Below are 18,408 nucleotides of genomic sequence, written 5' to 3'. Positions count from 1 at the left end.
TTGCCTTGGTCGCCACTGCGCTTGTGCCCTTCCTGAATTTCTTTGACGTCCCCGTCACCCCCGGGGCCGATGAGGCGCGCCGTTGGGCCGCTGAAGAACTGGCCAAGCAGAGCTATCAGGATGCCAAGCCCGGCTGGCTGCGGCAGATTCTGGATCTGTTGGGACGGGCTCTGCAGGAACTTCTAAACAACGTGGGCACGGCCAAAGGCAATATTGGGCTCAGCGTTGTCATTGGCTTGGTGGTGGTTGCCGTGCTGGCAATCATCTTCATCGTCAGACCCCGGCTCAATCGCAAGAAAGCCATGGACAAGGCGGTCTTTGACGCTGAGATGACCCTTTCCGCGGACCAGCACCGCAAGCTGGCCAAAACCGCCGCCCACGCTGGGGATTTGCACACTGCCATCAACGAACAGTTCCGGGCGCTGGCCCGGGCCGGTGAAGAGCGTGATGTCACGGCCAGGACACCTGGGCGAACTGCCGTAGAAATTGCGGCCGAACTAGAGCTGTCTTTCCCCAGCTTGAGCGCGGAAATCCACCGCGCTGCCGATCTCTTCAATGCCGTGCGGTATGGAAAAGTGCCTCCCACCCAGTCCATGTATGACGAACTGCTTGCCACCGATACTGCGGTGGCACGTGCAACACCGATCTATGCCGATGACTTCACGGCGGTGTCCCTATGAGCCTCTCCCCCGTGCCCACCTCCACCGCACCTCGCAGCGATGCCCCGGAGAACAATGCATCTGATAACACTGCACCTGACGGAACCGTCAATCATGTCTTTGTCGCCGAAGACACCACCGCAGCCCGGCGCCTCAACAAATGGTGGCGCAAATACCGCTTTTGGATCATCGGCGGGGCAGTGTTTGTCTTGCTGTCCGTCGTGGCGTTCGTGATGTCCAATTCGGGCAACCGCAGCCTCGACGCTTTGGCAATCAACAACCCGGCTCCGGCCGGCGCTCAGGCTGCTGCCTCGGTTCTTGAAAATCAGGGGGTGGCTGTCACAGCCACCAAATCACTGCTTGAGACCACCGATGCTCTGGCGCAGAATGCCTACGCCAGCAGCACTGTCCTGTTCTATGACCCGAGAAAAATCCTCACTCCCACTCAGGTTTCTGAGCTGGCTGCCGCCGTTGAAGAAAACGGCGCCAAGTTGGTGGCGATCACCCCCGGCCCGCTCACACTGAAGAACCTCAGCCCCGAAATCAGCTCTGCCGGTACCACCGCGGGCAGCCAACTGGTGGATGCCCAGTGTGAGAATGTGGATGCCACGGCCGCTGGCTCCATCGGTGGCACAGGCCCAGACCCGGCTCTGAATACGGGACCGGCCAAGGGTCCGCTGCTGCTCTATAAGGGCGCACAAACGTGCTTCACCCCCAACGCAAAAGCGGGCACAGCATCGGGGGGATTCCTGGCGAGCAACAGCGCTGGCGACATCACCGCGCTGGGGTTTTCCGGCGTCGTCAATAACCACAACCTTGACCAGGCCGGCAATGCAGCGCTGACGTTCCGGCTGCTTGGCAGCAAGCCAAATCTACTGTGGTACACATCCTCCCTAAATGATGTTCCGCCCGCGCAAACCTCACCCAGTTTTGCCGATCTGACTCCGGCATGGATGTTCCCGGCATCGGCGTGGCTGATGCTGGTGGCTCTGGTAGGCGTGCTGTGGCGCGGGCGCAGGAACGGGCCGCTGGTGGCCGAGCCGCTTCCGGTCATTGTGAAGGCGTCCGAAACCATGGCTGGCCGCGCCCGTCTCTATCAAGATGCACGCGCCGTGGATACTGCCACGCGCACGCTCCAACATGCGTCGCTGACGCGGCTGGCGCGCGCTCTTCGTTTGGGCCATTCGGCGGATCCCTCCGTCGTGGTCGAAGCTGTTGCCGCCGCAACCTCTCGCCCCAGCACGCACGTTCATGCCATCTTGCTGGGCGAACCCCCACACACTGAAAAAGACATGTTGAGAATCGCCGCCGAACTTGCGGCTCTAGAGGAAGAAGTGGCCCGTCGATGACCATGCCCCACCCGGAGACGAACCCGGAATCCTACCCGCAACACGGCTACCCCGGATCCCCCTCGCCCCAGCAGCCGCCGCAATACCAGCAGCAGTATCAAGTGCAGCAACCCGCCTACCAGCCACCGGCGCCGCCGGTGAACCAGCCTGTGCAACAGGCTGTGCAGCAGCGCCCGGCGCCCAGCCCCTCAGCCCAGGCGTTGCTGGCTGTTCGGACAGAGGTTGCCAAGGCAGTGGTGGGTCAGGAAGACACCGTGACGGGGCTCCTCATTGCTCTGCTGGCCGGCGGCCATGTGCTGCTCGAAGGCGTACCCGGTGTTGCCAAGACTCTGCTGGTGAGGGCGCTGTCCACTGCACTGAGCCTGGACACCAAGCGCGTGCAGTTCACCCCAGACCTCATGCCCGGAGATGTCACGGGCTCACTGATTTATGACGCCAGCACCTCCGCTTTCACGTTCCGCGAGGGCCCCGTTTTCACGAACATCTTGCTGGCCGATGAAATTAACCGGACCCCGCCCAAGACCCAGGCATCCTTGTTGGAGGCCATGGAAGAGCACCAGGTTTCTGTTGATGGCGTCTCGCGCAAACTGCCGGCACCCTTCATGGTGGCCGCCACGCAAAACCCAGTGGAGTACGAAGGCACCTACCCACTACCCGAGGCCCAACTGGACCGTTTCCTGCTCAAGCTCACCATGGAGTTGCCCGGTCGGGACGATGAAATTGAAGTGATTCGCCGGCACAGTCTGGGCTTCGACCCGCAGAATCTGCATGCCGCAGGCGTGCGTCCCGTGGCCGGGGCGGCCGAGCTGGCTCAGGCTCGCGAGGAAGTTGCCCAGGTCAATGTGGCCGGTGAAATCTTGGCCTACGTTGTTGACTTGGTGCGTGCCACTCGCACGGCACCGTCGTTCCAGCTGGGTGTTTCACCCCGAGGCGCAACCGCCATCCTAAAATCTGCCCGGGCCTATGCCTGGTTGTCGGGCCGCACATTCGTGACACCGGATGACATCAAGGCCCTGGCCCTGCCCACGTTGCGCCACCGTGTTGCTTTGCGCCCAGAGGCCGAGATGGACGGTGTTGCCGTGGATGGCATCCTGCTCTCCATTTTGGCCACCGTTCCGGTTCCGCGTTGATCCGGGCATAGCACCATGGCTATTTCGGGCAGGTTTTTCTTTTTGGCACTGGCGGCACTGATTCCTGTGGTTGTTTTTCCTGGGCCTATGTCCTGGGTTTTGGCAGTGTCTGTGCTGCTCGTGGTTCTGGTGGTTGATCTGGTGTTGGCGGCATCGCCACGAAAGGTTTCCCTGCGCCGAAGCCTGCCCTCGGGAGTCCGTCTGGGCGAGCCGGCAACGGCCGTCCTGCGACTCGCCAACAACTCCTCTACAGTGTTGCGGGCACAGGTCAAGGATGGCTGGCAACCTTCGGCTGGGGCCGTCAATGCGCTTGCCCGTGTCCAGATCCGTGCCGGTGAGCGGGCTGCACTCACTGTTGAGCTGCTCCCCTCTCGACGCGGGGATCTGGCAACCCACCACGTCACCATCCGCTCCTTTGGTCCGCTGGGCATGGCGGCTCGGCAACACACCATCGCGGCACCCGGGGTGCTGCGTGTTCTGCCTCCGTTCCACTCCAAACGCCATCTGCCGTCCAAGCTGCGCAAGCTACGTGAGCTTGATGGCAAGGCAGCCGTTCAGATCCGTGGTGCCGGCACCGAATTTGATTCATTGCGCGACTACGTCCGCGGCGATGACGTCCGCTCCATTGACTGGCGTGCCACGGCGCGCCGCCGCGACGTGGTGGTGCGCACCTGGCGCCCCGAGCGCGACCGCAGGGTAGTGATTGTGTTGGATACATCCAGGACCTCGGCCACCCGGATTGACGATGAAACCGCCCTCGACACCGGCATTGAAGCATCCCTCCTACTGGCCGTCCTGGCTGAACGGGGTGGGGACCGGGTCAGCCTGGTGGCCTACGACAGACGTGTCCGTGCCAAGGTTTCCTCCACCGGCAAAGGCAATATGCTCAATGCCATGGTGCAGGCATTGGCTCCACTAGAACCAGAGCTGATTGAGCTCAATGCCCAGGGCATCGCAGGGCAGGTCCGGGACGTCACTGCCCACCGAGCCTTGGTTGTGTTGGTGACATCGCTGGACGCCGGTGCCGCGGAAGAAGGTCTCATTCCGCTGGTTACCACGCTCTCCCAAAAGCATGTGGTGGTTGTGGCGACCGTGCGCGATCCTGCCTTGGAGCGTGCTCGGCTGGAACGCTCCAGCAGCACCCTTGTTTACCGGGCAGCCGCTGCCGAGCATGCGCTGAACCGTCGTGAGGCCATCACCAGCTACCTCAAACAAGCAGGCGTTGAAGTGGTGGACGCAACGCCCGCGGAGCTCCCACCCAAGCTCGCAGATCTGTACATCAAGCTGAAAGCCGCCGGCCGCCTCTAGTTCACTGGTGCGCTGCGTCCCGAGCCACTGAGCCACTGAGCCACTGAGCCATGTGAGAATCAATGCAGTTTGGGTCCTAGGAGTTTCAAGTCCTTGAGCCGGGAAGCGAGAACTTTACCCAATATCTGATGCCCTTCCAGGGTGAGGTGCACGCCGTCGGCCATTTTGTTGCTGAGCTCATAGCGGGTGAGCCAATCACCGGCACTGATGAAATAGGCACCGTTGCGGTGCGCAAAACCCGCCACAAGCATGTCCACTTCATTGCGTCGCCCGCCTGCCTTGCCACCGCGGGCCAGCGTGCCGATGAACAGGAACTGCGAGTTGGGGTAGCTTTCCTTCAGCCCCCGCAGCAGCCTGCCAGCGTTCGCCAGAATTTCGGCGTCCGTGGCTCCAGCTGCAGCATCGTTGCCGCCGCCTTGGACCACCACGAGCGCAGGATTCCCATGAGGAAGGACCATTTGGCCTTTCTCCAGCGCGTCCGGATAGTTACCGAATCGGGCGGAACTTCTGGTGAAGCCGGTCCCTGAGGCACCCACAAATTTCACGGCGTAGCCGCCATAGGAAAGTCCACGCTCCACCCAGGTATCGGCGGCGCGCACGCCCGCAGCTCCGGCCGACTGCGAGTCTCCGATCAGCACGGCGGTGCTGGCAATATTGGCATCCACAGATTCATACCGACCGGAGGCAGGATTCAACACCAGTGAGTGAGTCAGAGAATCGCCGACGGCAGCGCTCACCGGGCCAATGACGGGCGTGGGGCTCGGTCCGTTGACCGGAGTGGCCTCTGTGGTGGCCGATGCACTCGGCATGGTGGCAGGAATGGACACAACTGCGCTGGGAGGCAGAGCTAGCAGCACAACCGCTGCCGCAATCAGTGCACCCAGGCTCCGGCTAATCTTCCTCCGGCCCATTTCCCCTCCAGTCATCGCCAGCCCACCTTGTTAGTACCTGAAAGGCCATCATATTCAGCAACTGGCAGCTGCGGGGCATCAGCGGGGTGCGGCCTCGCGAAAGCGTCCGGACCACCAGTGCGGCGCTCCCGGAAACCTGTCATTGCTGGTGCGGTGATGGTGCAATGCCGGTGCTGTGCCGAGCTAGGCGTTGCGGATGTCGCCCAGCGCTTGCGCAACATCAAGCGTCTTTCCCAGCACTGCCCGCGCCTGCTGCGGCGTCAGTGCAGTCATGTTGGATTCTTCGGTGATGCGTAGTTGGTTGAGTCCAGATTCGGCCAGACCCAGTTTCCGCCAGGGCCGCATGATCCGTTCCACCAGGGCAGCATACGGCAGCTGTGCCCGGTCTGCAGCGGCCGGCACCGTCCCTGCCCACACGCCCAAGCCGGCTTCCACCGCGCCCGCCAGGATTTCCCAATGGCCGCCGTCGAGCTTGTTCAGAGGCAGTGCCACGGCATCGATGCCACACTCCACAGCAATTTCCAGAGCGTGGCGCCACTGCGCCGCTTCGGCGGCGGGTGCGTCGTCACCTGCCTCCCCCAAGGCTTTTTCGGCTGGCGCCAGGTTGATGGCCACCTGGCTGAAACCAGCCACGCGGGCATCGGCCACCAGATCGCTCCACACCTGTCGCAGCTCCGAGCGCGGGATGGCTCGCAAAGACCTATAGCCCGACGCCGTGGGAATGGTCCCAGCCAATACCGCAGCAATGTGCGGCTCATCAATTTGCAGCGTCAACGCGGCACCGGGAACGCCAGCTTGCACCTTCTGAGCGTGGATGGCCAGGCCTGCTGCCAAGGACTGGGCAATATCGCGTCGAGCTCCGTAGTCCCGCAACGATCGCTCGCCATAGTGCAGGTGGATGGCCGCGGCCAGCGAGAAGGGGCCCACCATTTGGATCTTCAGTGCTTCCGGAGAGAGTTCCCCGTCGCCAACAACATCCGCCAGCACATTGATATCCGTGGACAGCGCCGATTCCGCTCGCCGGAAGTCCAGACCAATCCTGTCCACAAAGCGCCAGCCGTAGGGCTGCACGTCCACAGGCAACTCGGTCAGTAAGGAGGCGGTGCGGCCAATCGGGTCCGAGCCCACCCCGCGAGCGGGCAGTTGCGGCATGAAGGGCAGGTGCGGACTAGGGAAAATCCCTACTGAAACCTTGGTGGCTTCCACGGGGTCTGTGCCCGGCCATGGGCCCAAGGCAGTGGCCGTGACACTCTCGGAAAAAGCACCACCTTGCCCTTGGGCAATACTGGAGGTGTTCTCAGGTGCGGGGGTCACTTGGGCTGCGTGCCGCCGTCGTCCATCACGGGCGCAGCTTGCGGATCTGCCACAAAGCCCAGCCCATCCAAGCTGACCACCGGAACACCACCGGTGGCGGCTGCTGCGGAATGGCTCTGCGAAATGGCTTGGTGATGATGGATGACCTCGCTAATGATGAAGTTGAGGAACTTCTCGGCAAAGGCGGGGTCCAAGTGGGCGGACTCGGCGAGGGCACGCAGACGCTGGATTTGGGCCTTCTCGCGGCCCGGATCGCCGGCGGGCAGCTGGTGTGTGGCCTTGAGAATGCCCACGCGCTGGGTGGCCTTGAATCGTTCGGCCAGCAGGTACACCAAGGTGGCATCGAAGTTGTCAATACTGGAGCGGATGGACAGCAATTCCGCCATGACGGCCGGGGCTACGGCTCCAGTGAGGGAACTGGCGGCCGGGTCAAAGTCTTCAACGGACAGGTGCGCAGCGTGGCTCGATTCGGTCATGAAAACAGTTTAGGCGGTGCCCGGCGGGGACAAAAACACTGTCCACGCCGAGCACCGCCCACAGGCTCGCTTTCAGGTCCGACTGAGGTCCGACTGAGGTCCGGCTGAGGGCCGGCTCAAGTGCCAGCTCAAGGTCTCCCTCAAGTCCCGCCGAGCGGAGCTACTTTACTTTGCCGTCAACAACGCCTGATGGGCGGCACGGCGTTTAGCCTGCTCCGCCGGGTTGGGCACGGGCAATGAGGCAATGAGGCGCTTGGTGTAATCGGCCTGCGGGTTGCCCATGACCTGGTTGCCAATCCCCTGCTCCACCATTTTGCCTTTGTAGAGCACCCCGACCCATTGCGCCAGAATGTCCACCACGGCAAGGTCGTGGCTGATGAAGAGCGCCGCGAAGCCCAATTCGTTCTGGATTTCACGGAACAGTTCCAACACCTTTGCCTGGACTGAAACATCCAGTGCCGAGGTGGGCTCGTCCGCGATCAGCAGCTTGGGCGACAGTGCCAGACCACGAGCCAGTGATGCACGCTGCCGCTGTCCACCGGAAAGCTCATGCGGGAAGCGCTTGGCATACGCGGCCGGCAGCTGGACCGATTCCAGCAACTCGCCAACACGCTTGGTGACGGCCGGCCCGGAGAGGTCGGTGTGGATGAGCAAGGGCTCAGCCACACACTCACCAATGCTCAGGTACGGGTTGAAGGAAGCCGCCGGGTCTTGGAAGACAAAGCCGATGTCCTTGCGCAGGGGCCGGAACGTGCGCTCCTTGTAATTGAGCATCTCGTAGCCGAGCACGTTCAACGAACCACCCGTGGTGCGATTCAACCCTGCAATGGCGCGGCCAATGGTGGTCTTGCCCGAGCCGGACTCCCCCACCAAACCGAAGACCTCGCCGGCGCTAATGGTGAAGGAGACCTTGTCTACGGCCTTGAATGCGGGGCTACCCAAGCGGCCCGGGTATTCAATTTCCAGATCCGTGGCCCGGACCAGTACTTCCTTGTCTTGGAAGGCTCGTTCCGTGAATCCAGCGGATGCGGAGTTGCGGCCCAAATGTGGGACAGCAGCGAGCAGCGCCTTCGTGTAGTCCTGTTGTGGCGCGTCAAAGAGCACCGCCGAGCTGGCTTCCTCCACCACATCGCCCTGGTACATGACCACCACCCGGTCGGCAAGATCTGCCACCACACCCATGTTGTGGGTAATCAGAACAATGGAGGTTCCGTAGCGATCGCGCAGATCTCGGAGCAGTTCCAGAATCTCCGCCTGCACCGTCACATCAAGTGCCGTAGTGGGCTCATCAGCCACAATCAAGCCGGGGTTCAGGGCCAACGCTGCTGCGATAACCACACGCTGCTTCTGCCCTCCAGAGAATTGGTGCGGGTAATAATCAACCCGCTTCTCCGGCTCCGGAATGCCCACCTTGGCTAACGCCTCGATGGCAAGTTTGCGGGCTTCCTTCTTGCCCACACGCTTCCCCTCAGGACGATGGGCACGCAGGCCCTCGGCAATCTGCCAGCCCACTGTGTACACGGGGTTAAGTGCCGTGGATGGCTCTTGGAACACCATGGCTACATCGCGACCCCGGATCTGACGCATTTCTTGGGCGCTGACGCTCAAAACGTCGTTACCGGAAATAATCACGGCCCCACTACTGTCGGCAGTCTCCGGCAGTAGCCCCAAGATGGTCTTTGCCGTGACGGTCTTGCCGGAACCTGATTCACCCACAATGGCAACAATTTCACCCGGAGCCACCGTGAACGAGACGTCTTTTACAGCCAGAACATCGCCCTGATCCGTGGCAAAGGTTACCTTCAGATCCGCAATTTCAAGGACTGATCGAGGCGATTTTTCACCCTTGGGCACGCTGGCGTTAGCTGCGTTTTCTGTGGAGCGGCTCATGCTTCCACCAACTCCTCTTGCTTCTTCGCGGCGTTCTTCTTTGTCTTTTTGCGTCCACGCAGGCGCGGGTCATTGAGATCGTTCATGGACTCACCGAGGAGAGTCAGGCCCAGCACCGTCAGCACAATGGCAGCACCTGGGAACACACCCGTCCACCAAATACCGGCGGTAGCATCCGACTGCGCGTGGTTGAGATCGTAGCCCCATTCCGCTGCGGATGACGGCTCAATACCGAAGCCCAAGAAGCCAAGCCCAGCCAAAGTCAAGATCGCCTCGGAGGCATTGAGTGTGAAGATCAACGGCAAGGTCCGGGTGGCGTTCTTGAAAATGTGCCGGGCCATGATGCGAACGGTGGAGGCGCCCACCACAATGGCGGATTCCACAAACGGTTCGGCCTTGAGCCGAATCGTTTCGGCACGGATCACGCGGAAGTACTGCGGGATGAACACGACGGTGATGGAGATAGCCGCCGCAAAAATACCCGCCCACATATCCGAACTTCCCTGCGTGAGCGCAATGGACATGACCATGGCCAGCAGCAGTGTGGGGAACGCGTAAATAGCGTCTGCCACCACCACCAGAATCCGGTCAAGCCAACCCCCGAGGTAACCGGAGAGCAAGCCCAAGATGACACCAATGAAAATGGATAGAGCCACCGCAATCACAATTACGAAGACCGCTGTCTGGGCCCCCCAAATGGTGCGGGAGAGGACATCGTAACCTCCCGCCGTCGTACCCCAAAGGTGAACGGACGACGGCGCTGCCTGGGTTTCGTCGAATCGCTGGGTGGGGCCGTAGGGCGAAATTACGGGCGCCAACGCTGCGGTCAGTAAAAAGATCAGCGTGAGGACGATGCCCGCGACGAGCATGCCACGTTGGAGCCCCATACTCTTTTTGAGCTGTGCAATGACGGGCAGGCGGCTGAAAAGCGACTTTTTAGTCTCCATGGCTAGTACCTCACCCTCGGGTCGATCAACGCGGCAATGACATCCACGATGAAGTTGGTGACCGCCACGATGACTGCCAGGAGAACTACGATCCCTTGCACAGCCACGAAGTCACGCGCTGTGAGGTATTGGGCCAGCTGGAAGCCGAGTCCCTTCCACTCGAAAGTGGTCTCGGTCAGGACTGCCCCGCCAAGGAGGAGCGCAATCTGCAGACCCATCACGGTGATAATGGGGATCAGCGCAGGCTTGTACGCGTGCTTGGTGATGAGACGGAATTCGCTGACGCCACGAGAACGTCCAGCCTCAACGTAGTCCCGGCTCAGCGTGCCGATCATGTTGGTGCGCACCAAGCGCAAGAAGATGCCTGCGGTCAGCAGACCGAGGGCAACGGCTGGCAGGACGGCATGCTGGGCGACGTCCCAGAATACGCTCATGTTGCCACTGCGCAGGGCATCGAGCCAGTAAATGCCGGACGGCGATTCCAGCTGGGCCATGAAGATTTCCGTGCTGGTGGTGCCTCGGCCCGCTACGGGGAACCAGCCGAGCCAGATGGAGAAGATGAGCTTCAGGATCAGGCCTGCGAAGAACACCGGTGTGGCGTAGAAAGCGATAGCCGCCACGCGGGCGATGGCGTCCTGCCATTTGTCGCGCTTGTAAGCAGCCAGCATGCCCAACGGGATACCGATCAGCAGGGCCACGACGAGTGAGTTGACGGCCAATTCCAGTGTTGCCGAGCCATACGTGGCCAACATGTCAGAGATCAACAGGTTATCCGAGATGGTGCGGCCAAAGTTTCCAGTGGCGATCTGGCCCAAGTACTCGAAGTACTGGATGAAGAGGGGCCGGTCATAGCCGGCCTCGTGAATGCGTACCGCTAGTTGGTCCGCCGGCAGCCGACCACCGAGGGCTGCCGTGATGGGGTCACCAGTGAGGCGCATCAGGAAGAACACCATGGTGACGAGGATGAAAATGGTGGGAAAGATCAGAACAAAGCGGATAGCAAGGTACTTGCCCAAGCTACCGCCTGTTTTCCTCTTACTCTTGGGGGCCTGCAGTGCGGGTTCTTCCGCCGGCAGGTCAATCAATGCGGTCATGTGCGCCTGTTTCTTTTGATGCTGTGCTCGTGGATGCACTTATCGTGAACGTGTAAAAGGTTGGGTCCGTGCAAAAGGGCGGGGCATCCTTTTCAGATGGCCCCGCCCATTTACTGTGGAGAATATCCAGTGGCTACCGAAGTTGCCTTACTTGGACAGAACGCCCAAACGGAACTTGAAGGAAGCATCCAACGTGTCCTTGGTGCCGTTGACGTTGGCACCGGAAACCGCAACCTGGGCACCCTGCAACAGCGGCAGAGTAGACAGGTCCTTGGACTCAGCCGTCTGAATGTCTTCGATCAGCTTGGTGCGCTTGGCCGGATCGTTGGTGGTCACCTGTTCGGTGATCATCTTCTGAACTTCCGGGTTGCTGTAGTGGTTGCCTAGGAAGTTTTTCTCACTGAAGAACGGGGTCAGGTAGTTGTCAGCATCGGAGTAGTCCGGGAACCAGCCAAGCTGGTACATCGGGTAAATTCCACCCTTTTCGCTGCGCTGCTTGGAGTAGGAAACCCACTCGGTCGACTGGAGGTTGACCGTGAACAGCTTGGTTGCTTCCAGCTGCGACTTGATAGCCGCATACTCATCACCTGAGGAGGAACCGTAGTGGTCCGGGTTGTACTGCAAGTCCAACTTCACAGGTGTTTGAACGCCAGCATCAGCGAGTGCCTTGGCTGCCTTGACAACATCCGGGCCACCCTTGCCGTCGCCGTATTCGGACTTCAGTGGTTCGATGGCTCCGGTGAATCCGGCGGGGACCGGCGAGTACAGAGGCAGGTAAGTGCCCTTGTATACCTGGTCTGCAATCTTTGCCCGGTCAATGGAGTCAGCCATAGCCTGGCGCACGGCCAGTGCCTTCTTAGCATCAGCATCGGGTGTCTTGGCGCCGAACGGCATGATGTCGAAGTTGAACACGATGTAGCGAATCTCGCCACCGGGTCCTACATCAACCTTGACGTTTTTATCGCTCTTGAGGCTCTCAATGTCGGTGGCCGTGAGGGAGCGCCACGCAACGTCGATGCTGCCCTTCTGAACTTCCAGCTTCAAGTTGTTGGAATCGGCGAAGTATTTGATCGTCACCGATTCGGACTTAGCAGGACCCAGCAGGCCCTTGTAATCCGGGTTCTTCTTGAAGGAGATCAGCTGGTTCTTCTTGAAGGAATCAATGGTGAACTGTCCGGCGTATGACTTGCCAGCAATGATGGTCTCATCGGGGGTGATGGCGTCGGCACTGAAGACGCTGTCATCCACAATGGGCGCCGCCGGGCTGGTCAGTACCTGCGGGAAGGTCTGGTCGTTGCCGACCTTGAGCTTGAACACCACGGTGGTGGCGTCAGGGGCTTCAACACTGTCTAGATTACCTAGCAGGGATGCCGGTCCGTTGACGTCATTAATCTTGACCTGCCGGTCGAAGGAGAACTTCACGTCCTTGGAATCCAAGTCGGTGCCGTTAGCCCACTTGAGGCCAGCCTTGAGCTTTACGGTGTATTCGGTGGGTGAGGTGAATTCCGCCGATTCTGCAATATCCGGCTTGGGGTCTGCGCTGCCAGCTTCCGAGTTCAGCACAAACGGGTAAATCTGGTTCATGACCATGAACGAGCCGTTGTCGTAGGACCCTGCCGGATCCAGGAACGTGGTCTTGTCGGTGGTACCGACAACAACCGGTCCACCTGCGGCGCCGCTGTTGTTTTCTCCACCTGCGGGGCCTGTACAGGCCGTCATGGCGAGGACGGAGACGCCTGCAACGGCAATCACCGAGCTAAGGCCGAACTTATTCTTTGCCATCAGCAAACTTTCTCTTGTGCCTTACATGGAGAGCCGCCACACACCCTTGTGTGACGGCTCCCACGTATTTGATACTTAATGAATACCAGACTTGCACGCGCCATCCTGCATGGATTGGGAAGTTGCAACCAGAAGGTTACCAAAGAGTAGAAATGCCAAGGACGGGACCGCGCCGCTGCGCATGAGCTCCGAGCTGAGGCGGCATTACGGCTGACTGAGGGATTCCACGCGTGGCCCGGCCCGGAAATAGGGGGTGCGACCAAACCAGCCGGCAAGCTGGGTGTAGGGGTCCGAGGCTATGGGGACACGAACCTCCAAACCGATGCCCCGATCCGCTCCACGATGCTCCATCTTGAGCATTCGCTGGGACCAGGCCAAAGACTGTTCGGCCAGCACAGGATCCAAGATCACATGGACCCCGGTTGCCTTGACCAAGTCCCAAGCATGGACAGTGAACTCAGTGATCTGCAGTCCGATCCGGCTCCGCAGCGGCGCTTCGCCACCGCCCGGCAGGGCCACTTGGGTGCTGAGATCAGCCGATGCCCAGGCTCGCATAAGTAGCGCGGCACCATCGCTGAAACGGGTCGACCAGTCCGCGCCCACTGTGGCATCGGCGGCCATCGGATCAACATTGTTGCCTCGGGCCATAACGGTGAATTTATGCAGATCTTGCACCACCAGGTGGTGTAAGAGCTCCTGCACATTCCATTCGGTGCACGGCGTGGGCCATTCCGCCTGATTGGCCGAGATGGCGCTAATGACTTCAGCGCACTGATTCAGAGCGCTTTCCAAGTGTTGCAGCGGGTTGGGAATTGTATGCGGGGGCATTGTGTAAACCTTCCGTGGGCCAAATCACCTTAAAAGGAAGCTTACGCCAGCACCGCAAGGGCCACGCCGGTAAATTAGGCCTAAGTCCCTCAACCGCCTCCAACGCCGCATCACTTTTAGGCCATAAAACACAAACGCCGCATCACCTTCGGGCGGGGACGGTAAGTACGAACCCGGAAGGTGATGCAGCGTTTGGAAAAAACGGCCGGAAAGTGATGCGGCGTTTGATTTAGGGGAGGTCAGGGCGGGCCAGGGACCGTGCCGTGTCTATGGTGGCCTGACCCAGCACGCGCGAGCCCTGGTACAACACAATGGTCTGTCCGGGGGCTACGCCTCGCAGCGGCTCCACCAAGGTGACGTGGAGCTGCTGGCGAGTGCCGGCGTCGTCCGTCTCTTCGGTGACAAAAGCGCGGGCCGGAACTGGATCGCCGTGGGCACGGACCTGGGCGTAGCAATCGAACTCAACGCCGGTGGCGACCTCGGCGATGGGCAGCCCGGCCCAGGAAACCTTGATGCCCTCGATCGAATCGATGGCCAGCAGCGCGTGCGGGCCCACAATGACCTTGTTTTCCTTGGGTCGGATCTCCAACACGAAGCGGGGCTTGCCGTCGGCGGCCGGGGTGCCCAGCTTCAGGCCGCGGCGCTGGCCAACCGTGAACTGATTGGAGCCTGTATGGCCGCCAACCTTCGCGCCGGTTTCGTCAACGATCTCGCCGTCGGTCATCTCGATCTTCTCGGCCAACCAGCCGGCAGTGTCACCGTCGGGGATGAAGCAAATGTCGTGACTGTCAGGCTTCTTGGCCACGGACAGACCGCGAGCCTCGGCCTCGGCACGAACCTCCGCCTTGGACGGGGTATCGGCGAGGGGGAACATGGAGTGCTTGAGCTGCTCATGGGTCAGCACGCCGAGGACATAGCTCTGGTCCTTGGCCCAATCCGCGGCACGGTGCAGCTCAGGGTTGCCGTCGGCGTCGGTGATGACCTTGGCGTAGTGGCCTGTGCAGACGGCGTCGAAGCCCAGGGCAATGGCCTTCTCCAACAACGCGGCGAACTTGATCCGCTCGTTGCAGCGCATGCAGGGGTTGGGCGTGCGGCCGGCGGCGTACTCGTCGATGAAGTCCTGGACCACATCTTCCTTGAAGCGCTCCGAGAAATCCCAGACGTAGTACGGAATGCCGAGCAGATCGCAGGCCCGCCAGGCATCGTTGGAATCCTCCACGGTGCAGCAGCCGCGGCTGCCGGTGCGCAGGGTTCCGGGCATGCGGGAGAGCGCCAGGTGAACGCCGACGACGTCGTGCCCGGCATCTACTGCCCGTGCTGCGGCGACGGCGGAGTCAACTCCACCACTCATGGCGGCCAATACTCGCATTACGTACCTTTCAATTCATTACTTGTGGTGCAGGAACTCTTGTAGTGCAGGTGCTGCGGTTTCGGCAGGCTAGCCCGCAGCCCGGGTGCTTGCCGTTTCAATACTTGATTTATGCCCAGCCATGCCCGCTTGTTTTGCGCGTGCATGAGCATCGGGCAACGCGGCCACAAAGGCATCAACGTCCGCTTGGCCCGATGTATGCCCCAAACTAAAGCGTTGTGCGCCACGTGCCGTGTCCTCATCCAGTCCCATGGCCAACAAAACGTGCGAGGGACGGGGCACTCCAGCCGTGCAGGCCGAGCCTGTGGAGGACTCAATTCCGGCCATGTCCAGCAGGAACAGTAAGGAATCGCCCTCGCAGCCGGGGAACGTAAAGTGCACATTGCCGGGCAGCCGGCCGTCAGGGTCTTCGGCCGGGTCAACACCGCGCAGCACCGCGTCAGGAACGGCGTCGCGGACAGCGGCCATGATCTGATCGCGCAGTCCGGAAATGCGCGCGTTCTCGACGGTCAAGTTCGCCGTGACATCCGCAGCGGCTGCCGCGAAGGCTGCGATGCCTGCCGTGTCCAAGGTGCCGGAGCGGACACTGCGTTCCTGTCCCCCACCATGCTGGACAGGCATAAGCTTCACGGCACGGCCCAACAACAGCGCACCCACACCCACGGGGCCGCCAATCTTGTGGCCGCTGATGGACATGGCAGCAAGTCCGGATTCTTTAAAGTTGATGGGCACCGAGCCAAAAGCCTGAACGGCGTCGGAATGCACGGGGATGCCGTATTTGTCGGCAAGCGCCACGATCTCGGTGATGGGCTCAATGGTGCCCACCTCATTGTTGGCCCACATGCAAGTGAGCAACGCGACGGAGTCGGCTCCACCGTCGTCCAGTTCCTTTTTCAGAGCCGAAAGACTGACGACACCGTCCCCATCCACGGGCAGCCAAACAGCCTGTGCACCCTCATGCTTTTCGAGCCATTCGACGGTGTCCTGGATGGCGGCGTGCTCAACGCTGGAGACCAGGATCCGTGTGCGGGCAGGCTCTGCGGCGTTGCGGGACCAGAACAGGCCCTTCACGGCGAGGTTGTCCGCCTCGGTGCCGCCGGAGGTGAAAATGACCTCGGTGGGGTGGGCGCCAACAGCCTTGGCGATGGTTTCGCGGGACGCTTCCACCGTGGCTCGGGCGCGACGGCCCGATCCGTGCAGGGAGGACGGATTGCCGCTACGGGAGATAACGGAAGTGAGTGCGGCGAGGGCCGGGGCCGAAATAGGCGTGGTCGCCGCGTGATCTAGATACACGGGCACGCACCCAATTCTACGGCACGGACCGGGCTGGCGACGCGCGCGATGGGTCGGATCAGCGCACCGGGCCGTTGAGCTTGTCACCTTCTGAGCTGAGGTTGGTGGCCGGGGTCACTTCAAGTGCCTCCAAATCCGATGAATGCACGACGGCGGCAATCAGTTCTGCTGTTCCGCCCACCAGCGTGGAGTCGAAGTCGATCTCGGTGGCCAGGCACCAGCTGCGATCCGCGGGCCAGACCAGATTGGGGCTTTGGGTGTTTAGGCCCAGGCCGTCGTCGAACCAGGGCGGGCGAGCGAGTTCGGCGATACTGCCGCGAAAGACCCAATATTTGCGCAGTCCGCCAGCCACCGTGAGCGGTTCGCCGGAGACTGCTGGAATACTGCCGCTGCCGGGATCGAAGCCGCCCCAGCCATCCCACACGGCCTGGAAGATATCTTGATCTTCGCCAATACTGGAGCTGCCGGAGTGGGCACCAAGCACGGCTGCGAGCGCCGTCAACTGGCCTGCATCCAGTGCCCCCAGATCAGGACGCCAATACTCAACTCCGTCGGCACCATCGATTATTGCGTCTTGGTAGAGCTCGGCTTTCGCCAGCAGGTGGAACTGAGCTTCCGGATGGACCTGTGTTCGCTTTGCCTGGGCGATATCGGCCCACCGCCGTTCCGACTCGTCACCCTGGTTCATCCGATGAAAGATGCGCGCGTACGCCTCATAGCTGTCGGGAATCGTGGCGGCAACCGTGCCAATCCACTGCTCCCAGCGCTCCTTGGTGAGGTATTGCTCCAGAGCGTCGGCAATCCACTGACCTTCGGCACCGCTGGTTGCGTCCATTGACGAAGCCTATTGCATGGCCGCGCCTCACAGACGGGCCGAGGCTGGGTGCTTCTCCTGCGCGCTTCTCCATCGGGCAAAATGCCAGAGTTTGCAGCGTGCGCCGCCGTTTATGGCAAATGCCGCTGTTAGAGCGGTGGCATTTGCCATAAACGGCGGCATTTTCGCCAGGCGCGTGGAATCGGAGCCCGCGCGTCGATGCGGGGCACAGGGCCGACGCGGGGCTTTCGGCGTCGATGCGGGGCACAGGGCCGACGCGGCGACCGGAATTACGGCTTCGGCACCAGCCGTGCGCAGCAGTGCGAGATCTCCTGATCCGGCGCCAGCACGTGGCGGTCATCCCCACAGCCCTCGAGCGCGCCGCCAAGCAGCGAGCCATTGAGCGCGCACACCACGCCTTGATGATCCTGTGACAGGCGGTGGAAAGGGCAGTTGGCCATGATGGTTCCGCCGTCACCGTCAGGCTCGGGGCTATACCCGGTCTCTGCCAGCAGCGTGTGCATATCTCCGGCGACCTGGCCCATGCGCAGGCCTTCTTCGCGCGCCACTTGGGCCAGCGATTCCTCTATGCCCGCTCCCGTGTCGATCGAGTGCTGCACACCGGCGGCGAGCAGACTCGCGGCGAGATCGTAGTGGCGCGGCGGGACAGAGGCGCTCACCTCGCGGCGGGCAGTGGCGTACAGCTTCGTGGGGCGGCCGGAGCCCGGGCCGGTCCGTGCGCCGATCTTGCGGAATTCGACCAGCAGCAGGTGTTCGTCCACCAGCCGGTCCAGGTGGGCGCGGATGGTGCTCTTGGGTAACCCGAGCTCCGCGGCACAATCGTCGCGGCTCAGCGCGTTGCCGGAATCACGGACCAGCTCAAAAAGCCGCTTGCGCACGGGATCGCCCAGAGAGGCCAAGGCGCTGAGTCGCTGCCCCTCATCCAGAGGAGGCTCGACAGCCAAGGGAGGCTCGACGGCGGCCCGCGCCACTGCCGTAACCGCACCTGGTGCCGTGCTTGCGTCAGAGGTTGCGCCCATGGTTGCACCAACGGACTCTGCGCCGGAGGGTGCAGCGTGGGACTGGATGGCTGTGGAGTGCTCCACCGGTTGATTCATGGCCTCGGGCCTGTTGCTCTCTTGCTTGTGCCGCCCATAACGGGCAGTTTGCGGAATGTGTCGGTTGGCTTGACGCTTTGAGCCTGCGCTTCTAAAGTCAATAATACAAGATTTAGAAAGGGTTGG

At 61.5% G+C, this 18,408-nt stretch carries 16 protein-coding genes; 4 read left to right on the top strand and 12 right to left on the bottom strand.

The genetic code is table 11. From position 1 onward, the window contains the following. Nucleotides 1-5: 5 nt before the first annotated feature. The 4 genes from AS189_RS07035 to AS189_RS07020 are packed head-to-tail and all read left to right on the top strand — an operon-like array spanning nucleotide 6 to nucleotide 4,446. Nucleotides 6-680 (top strand): DUF4129 domain-containing protein, encoded by a 675-nt coding sequence (locus AS189_RS07035; RefSeq protein ID WP_062286909.1) that lies wholly within the window; start codon nucleotides 6-8, stop codon nucleotides 678-680. Next, the gene (locus AS189_RS07030) at nucleotides 677-2,008 is read left to right on the top strand and encodes a DUF4350 domain-containing protein (protein ID WP_082634141.1); all 1,332 of its coding nucleotides are present in this window, start codon (nucleotides 677-679) and stop codon (nucleotides 2,006-2,008) included. Before AS189_RS07035 ends, AS189_RS07030 begins: the two co-directional genes overlap by 4 nt. Nucleotides 2,009-2,010: 2 nt before the next feature. Next, nucleotides 2,011-3,138 carry an AAA family ATPase gene (locus tag AS189_RS07025; RefSeq protein ID WP_082634500.1) on the top strand — a complete coding sequence of 376 codons (1,128 nt, stop codon included), beginning with the start codon at nucleotides 2,011-2,013 and terminating at the stop codon, nucleotides 3,136-3,138. A gap of 15 nt (nucleotides 3,139-3,153) precedes the next feature. Then, nucleotides 3,154-4,446 (top strand): DUF58 domain-containing protein, encoded by a 1,293-nt coding sequence (locus AS189_RS07020; protein WP_062286907.1) that lies wholly within the window; start codon nucleotides 3,154-3,156, stop codon nucleotides 4,444-4,446. A 59-nt stretch (nucleotides 4,447-4,505) separates the two neighbouring features. On the opposite strand, the gene AS189_RS07015 is transcribed toward AS189_RS07020, so the two are convergent. The 12 genes from AS189_RS07015 to AS189_RS06960 form a co-directional block, all read right to left on the bottom strand. Continuing rightward, the gene (locus AS189_RS07015) at nucleotides 4,506-5,372 is read right to left on the bottom strand and encodes an SGNH/GDSL hydrolase family protein (protein WP_129587178.1); all 867 of its coding nucleotides are present in this window, start codon (nucleotides 5,370-5,372) and stop codon (nucleotides 4,506-4,508) included. Nucleotides 5,373-5,540: 168 nt separating this feature from the next. Continuing rightward, entirely contained in the window at nucleotides 5,541-6,671 is a 1,131-nt protein-coding gene (locus tag AS189_RS07010; RefSeq protein ID WP_237759992.1) for a hypothetical protein, read from the bottom strand. After that, nucleotides 6,668-7,147 (bottom strand): chorismate mutase, encoded by a 480-nt coding sequence (locus AS189_RS07005; RefSeq protein ID WP_082634140.1) that lies wholly within the window; start codon nucleotides 7,145-7,147, stop codon nucleotides 6,668-6,670. Before AS189_RS07005 ends, AS189_RS07010 begins: the two co-directional genes overlap by 4 nt. A 165-nt stretch (nucleotides 7,148-7,312) precedes the next feature. Further along, a complete protein-coding gene (locus AS189_RS07000) occupies nucleotides 7,313-9,037 on the bottom strand; it encodes a dipeptide ABC transporter ATP-binding protein (protein WP_062286904.1) in 1,725 nt (574 codons plus the stop codon). Continuing rightward, nucleotides 9,034-9,984: an ABC transporter permease gene (locus AS189_RS06995; protein ID WP_062286902.1), complete on the bottom strand. Its 951-nt coding sequence runs from the start codon at nucleotides 9,982-9,984 to the stop codon at nucleotides 9,034-9,036. Before AS189_RS06995 ends, AS189_RS07000 begins: the two co-directional genes overlap by 4 nt. 2 nt (nucleotides 9,985-9,986) lie before the next feature. Then, the gene (locus AS189_RS06990) at nucleotides 9,987-11,078 is read right to left on the bottom strand and encodes an ABC transporter permease (protein WP_062286900.1); all 1,092 of its coding nucleotides are present in this window, start codon (nucleotides 11,076-11,078) and stop codon (nucleotides 9,987-9,989) included. A 147-nt stretch (nucleotides 11,079-11,225) separates the two neighbouring features. Next, entirely contained in the window at nucleotides 11,226-12,860 is a 1,635-nt protein-coding gene (locus AS189_RS06985) for an ABC transporter substrate-binding protein (RefSeq protein WP_062286899.1), read from the bottom strand. 204 nt (nucleotides 12,861-13,064) lie between these two features. Beyond that, entirely contained in the window at nucleotides 13,065-13,688 is a 624-nt protein-coding gene (locus tag AS189_RS06980; RefSeq protein ID WP_062286897.1) for a TIGR03086 family metal-binding protein, read from the bottom strand. A gap of 229 nt (nucleotides 13,689-13,917) precedes the next feature. After that, nucleotides 13,918-15,057, bottom strand: a complete 1,140-nt coding sequence (gene mnmA / locus AS189_RS06975; RefSeq protein WP_082634139.1) for a tRNA 2-thiouridine(34) synthase MnmA — start codon at nucleotides 15,055-15,057, stop codon at nucleotides 13,918-13,920. A gap of 69 nt (nucleotides 15,058-15,126) precedes the next feature. Continuing rightward, entirely contained in the window at nucleotides 15,127-16,356 is a 1,230-nt protein-coding gene (locus AS189_RS06970; protein WP_062286895.1) for a cysteine desulfurase family protein, read from the bottom strand. A 52-nt stretch (nucleotides 16,357-16,408) separates the two neighbouring features. After that, nucleotides 16,409-17,185: a hypothetical protein gene (locus AS189_RS06965; RefSeq protein ID WP_062286894.1), complete on the bottom strand. Its 777-nt coding sequence runs from the start codon at nucleotides 17,183-17,185 to the stop codon at nucleotides 16,409-16,411. A gap of 269 nt (nucleotides 17,186-17,454) precedes the next feature. Continuing rightward, on the bottom strand, nucleotides 17,455-18,282 hold the full coding sequence (locus AS189_RS06960; protein WP_129587177.1) for a helix-turn-helix transcriptional regulator: 828 nt from the start codon (nucleotides 18,280-18,282) through the stop codon (nucleotides 17,455-17,457). Nucleotides 18,283-18,408: the final 126 nt, after the last annotated feature.

The organism is Arthrobacter alpinus (genome assembly GCF_001445575.1).
In the GTDB taxonomy this organism is placed as follows: domain Bacteria; phylum Actinomycetota; class Actinomycetes; order Actinomycetales; family Micrococcaceae; genus Specibacter; species Specibacter alpinus_C.
This window is presented reverse-complemented; position numbering and strand designations above follow the sequence as displayed.